Below are 4,627 nucleotides of genomic sequence, written 5' to 3'. Positions count from 1 at the left end.
AAAAAAATCGCGCCTCAAAGAATTTTCGGTTGTATCCTCACAATTTTTGTGATATCATAAAGTTTAAATGGGGTTGTTCGTATATACGCATGACTTTTTATTCAACCCAAATCTTTACTGAGAGAAAATCAAATATTCGGGAATTTTTCCTAGGGCGTGTCATCAATTCAACAGGTTGACATTAAAAGTATAGTATGCTTATGCCAAATAACTACAGGAATAACAAAAAAGGACTGCTCTAAATGACTAGACGTTATAGCTTACGGGACGATCAATGGGAACGCATTCAACATCTATTACCAGGGCGTGAAGGGACTGTAGGCAGAACTGCAAAGGACAACCGCCTGTTTGTCGAAGCTGTTTTATACAGATATAGAGCTGGAATTCCTTGGAGAGACTTACCCGAAAGATTTGGGGACTTCCGGGTTGTCCATAACCGTTTTAGCCGTTGGAGCCGTTCTGGAGTCTGGGAAAGATTATTTCAAGCTCTAGCTGAGGATGCAGATAATGAATATGCCATGATCGATGCCACTATTGTTCGTGCTCATCAACATAGTGCCGGAGCCAAGGAAAGTAGTGCACAACAGGAAGATATTGGTCGTAGCAAAGGAGGATTAAGTACTAAGATACATGGAGTAGTAGATGCTCTAGGTAATCCTACTCTTTTTTTTTAACTACTATTCAAACTTCAATCTTAGATGGGGCAGATGTACTACTACCGATGGTAGGAGCCGAAGCAGTATTAGGGGACAAAGCTTATGATGCTCAGGAGCGGGTGATTGAACCTTTGAGTGAGAGAGGAATAGAAGTAGTGATTCCCCCGAAAAAAAACCGGAAACAACTGCGTAATTATGATGAAATATTGTACAAAGCACGTCATCTGATCGAAAATTTTTTTGCCAAACTTAAACAGTATCGAGCGTTGGCGGAGCCTAGCGGCAGCTATATCGCTACGAGATACGATAAACGTTCAGTTAACTTTCTGGGAGGAACTTATTTGGCAGCCTCAGTCATTTTATTAGCATAGCGATCGCCATCGACCTAGAACATAAAATACCCATTTTGTCAACCTCCTTAATTGATGACACGCCCTAGGAGCAATACCAGAAATATTTTCATTTTCTGGAGCCCTATAAATGGTTAATTTTCCCCCATCGAATCTTTCCATCCATCCTCAAGTGAAAAATCACCAATATTTTCATTTTCTGAAGCTCCAAAAAAATCGCGCCTCAAAGAATTTTCGGTTGTATCCTCACAATTTTTGTGATATCATAAAGTTTAAATGGGGTTGTTCGTATATACGCNCGCGCCTCAAAGAATTTTCGGTTGTATCCTCACAATTTTTGTGATATCATAAAGTTTAAATGGGGTTGTTCGTATATACGCATGATTTTTTATTCAACCAAGAATAGCATAGTTTCTCTGTGATAGAACTGCCTTCCGTTTTCACTTTGCGACATATTTGCGGAGCATGACCTCAGGAAAAGGCGGAACAAGTCCGACAGTTATATCACGAATATTACAGAAAGAAACCCAATATAAAAGATACGCTTAGGAATTCCATAGAACAATAGTCAGGTTTAGCAATTCTGTTTTTGATTCTTAACTAAACTAACCAAAAAAATTTTCTGTCACCCGATCGACATAGATTAGATTCACTCACGAGAGGGAGGATTGATTTTTTACACTCGCACCCCAACAATAGGGATATTGTTACAATATTTAACAAGATTCGTTAAATTTTTCTTAAATATTATGAATTTAGAAACAATATCATCTATTCCTCGCCAAAAAGACATCAATTCCAACAGCAAGAAATTAGACACAGTAGAAGTTGAAGCAATGCAACTAAAAAATATAGATACAGAAATACCCAAATCTCAAAATCCTCCAGAGACAGCAGAAAATGCCCTACGCTACGATCCAGAAGCAATAACAGCCATCTACAGTAAACGTCCTTTGCAAGTCTGGAAACGGCGAATCAGTATCTTATGGACTTTTGTTTCATTTGCTTTTAGCTTGTGGTTGGACAAAATTACAGGTAACGCCACTAAAAATGAAAGAAAAAGGGCAATCAGGTTAAGAGAAATTTTGACAAATCTCGGTCCTGCCTTTATTAAAGTAGGACAAGCACTATCTACTCGACCAGACTTAGCTTCTCCAACATATTTAGATGAGCTGACCAAATTACAAGACCAATTACCTGCTTTTCCCAATGAAGTTGCTTATCATTTTATAGAAGAAGAATTAGGTTTTCCTCCAGAAGAAATTTATGCAGAATTAACACCAAATCCCATCGCTGCAGCTTCCCTTGGACAAGTATATAAAGGCAAATTAAAAACAGGAGAAATAGTAGCAGTAAAAGTACAACGTCCTGGTTTAGCAGAAAGCATTGCTTTAGACATTTATATATTAAGAACATTAGCTATTTGGGCACATAAAAATATTCAGCGACTCCGTAGCGATCTAGTAGGCATAATGGATGAGTTTGGTACTCGAATATTTGAGGAAATGAATTACACTCAAGAGGGTCGAAATGCCGAAAAATTTAAACAACTCTACGGTCATTTGAAAGATATTTATGTTCCTAAAATTTATTGGCAATATACAGGTCGTCGTGTATTGACAATGGAGTGGATAACGGGTACTAAGTTGACTAATTTGGAAGCGGTAAAAGCAAAAAATATTGATGCGAAATATCTGATAGAAATTGGTGTGCAATGTTCTTTAAGACAGTTATTAGAACATGGTTTTTTTCATGCCGATCCTCATCCTGGTAATTTATTAGCAAGTCCTGATGGTAAGTTAGTTTATCTAGATTTTGGCATGATGAGTGAGGTTAAAACTTATCAGAGATATGGTTTATTGGAGGCAGTTGTACATTTAGTAAATCGTGATTTTGATGCTTTAGGTCAGGATTATGTGAAGCTGGAATTTTTAACTCCTGAAACTGATTTAACTCCGATTATTCCGGCATTGGCTGGTGTGTTTAATAATGCTCTTGGTGCTAGTGTGGCAGAACTTAATTTTAAGAGTATTACAGACCAGTTATCAGCTTTAATGTATGAGTATCCATTCCGGGTGCCTGCTTATTATGCTTTGATTATTCGCTCTTTGGTAACTTTGGAAGGTATTGCTATTAATGTCGATCCTAATTTTAAGGTTTTGAGTAAAGCTTATCCTTATGTGGCTAAACGTTTATTAACTGACCCTGCTCCTGAGTTGAGAACTTCTTTGAAAGATTTACTTTTTAAGGATGGTGATTTTCGTTGGAATAGATTGGAAAATCTTTTAAGAAATGCAAGTAATAGTGATGATTATGATATTAGTAAAGTTTTAGATCAGGCTCTAGATTTCTTGTTATCTGAACGAGGAGATTTTATTCGGGTTCGTTTAGTTGAAGAACTAATTAATAGTCTAGATTTAGCATCGATAAATACATTTATTAATGCGAGAAGTAAAGTCAATGAATGGTTGGGAATGAAGGTAGAGAAAACTCCAGTTACTACATCTAATAATCCTGGTAATGAAAAGAGAGCAGAACATATTAAAAATATCTGGCAAATTATTCAAGATACTCCTGGTTTTGATGCTATGCAGTTAGTACAATTAGTACCAAATATATTAGTTAAACCAGAGATGCAAAAAATGGGGCAACAAGTAGCAGGTGGTTTGACTCAACGGGCGATCGCTCGTTTGATTCGTCAAGTATTATTATCTCCAGAGTATTCTAATACTAATGGTAATGGTAATGGTAATGGTAATGGTCATAAACCAAAGACTCAACCTCAACTTTCTTTGCCTGCTTCTTCTAGTTAAGTTGATATTGATTGAAGGAAGAGTTCATTAATTGATAATTGATAATTGATAATTGATAATTACCTCTGGTTAAAACCGTTACGGAATTGAATATCAGGAAATTCAAGAGCACTTTTTTCCCCTTAAAAGGGGGGGGCTTTAAACCAAAATTATTTAATTATTAATTATTAATTATTAATTATTAGTAATTCGGGAAGAAGTAAGAAGGAAGAAGGCAAAAATCAATTTAATGACAAATGTATAACTTCTCTCTTTGATCAAGTTTGATATTCAGAAAGATGTTGATAAAGCATAACTTTTCAAGGGAGTTAGGAGGGATAATTTATCATAATAAACCCTCTATCTAAAACTGATTTATATATATAAGTCAGTATTGATTCTTTGACGGTTAATGGTTAATTATAATTAGTTGTTAGTAGCAAAATTTTCTACTGGCAACTAATTTTTTGATCAAAAAATTACCTGAATTGGCTTTAGCAATGGGTCTAGCTAAAGCAAAAGGTGGAGATAGCATTATGGGTATAGCTTTAAAAAAAAAGAAGAATTCAATAATGGATAATTGATAATTGATAATTGATAATTACCTATCCCTAAAATGAAGAGGATTGAATAAAAGAAAATTTTTTTTTGTTTCTCCTGGAAAGGAGAGGCTTTATACCTTGATTTTTCGGTAAGAAGGAAGAAGCCAAAAATCAATTTAATGACAAATTTATAATTTCTCTCTTTTATCAAGTTTGATATTCAGAAAGATGTTTATAAAGCATAAGTTTTCAAGGGAGTTAGGAGGGATAATTTATCAGAATAAACC

Annotated in this window: 3 protein-coding genes; 2 read left to right on the top strand and 1 reads right to left on the bottom strand. The window is 35.3% G+C overall.

Annotated features, from left to right (window positions below):
• Positions 1 to 242: 242 nt before the first annotated feature.
• Positions 243 to 1,027 (top strand): IS5 family transposase gene (locus tag AFK68_RS09750; RefSeq protein WP_094672540.1). Its coding sequence is split into 2 segments (ribosomal slippage): positions 243 to 660 and positions 660 to 1,027, totalling 786 coding nucleotides; the frame shifts between segments, so codons are not numbered across the junction.
• Here the strand turns inward: AFK68_RS09750 and AFK68_RS36545 are convergent.
• Complete coding sequence (locus AFK68_RS36545) at positions 1,019 to 1,168, bottom strand: hypothetical protein (protein WP_168186394.1); 150 nt, start codon at positions 1,166 to 1,168, stop codon at positions 1,019 to 1,021. The two genes, AFK68_RS09750 and AFK68_RS36545, sit on opposite strands and share 9 nt — an antisense overlap.
• A gap of 587 nt (positions 1,169 to 1,755) precedes the next feature.
• Between AFK68_RS36545 and AFK68_RS09745 the strand changes: the two genes are divergently transcribed.
• Positions 1,756 to 3,819, top strand: coding sequence for an AarF/ABC1/UbiB kinase family protein (locus AFK68_RS09745; RefSeq protein ID WP_094672539.1), 2,064 nt, complete (start codon positions 1,756 to 1,758; stop codon positions 3,817 to 3,819).
• The last annotated feature ends 808 nt before the right edge of the window (positions 3,820 to 4,627 follow it).

Origin of the sequence: Hydrocoleum sp. CS-953, from assembly GCF_002260545.1 — a bacterium.
In the GTDB taxonomy this organism is placed as follows: Bacteria; Cyanobacteriota; Cyanobacteriia; order Cyanobacteriales; family Microcoleaceae; genus Trichodesmium.
The sequence above is the reverse complement of the archived record's forward strand: the minus strand, read 5'-3'. Positions and strand labels throughout refer to the sequence as shown.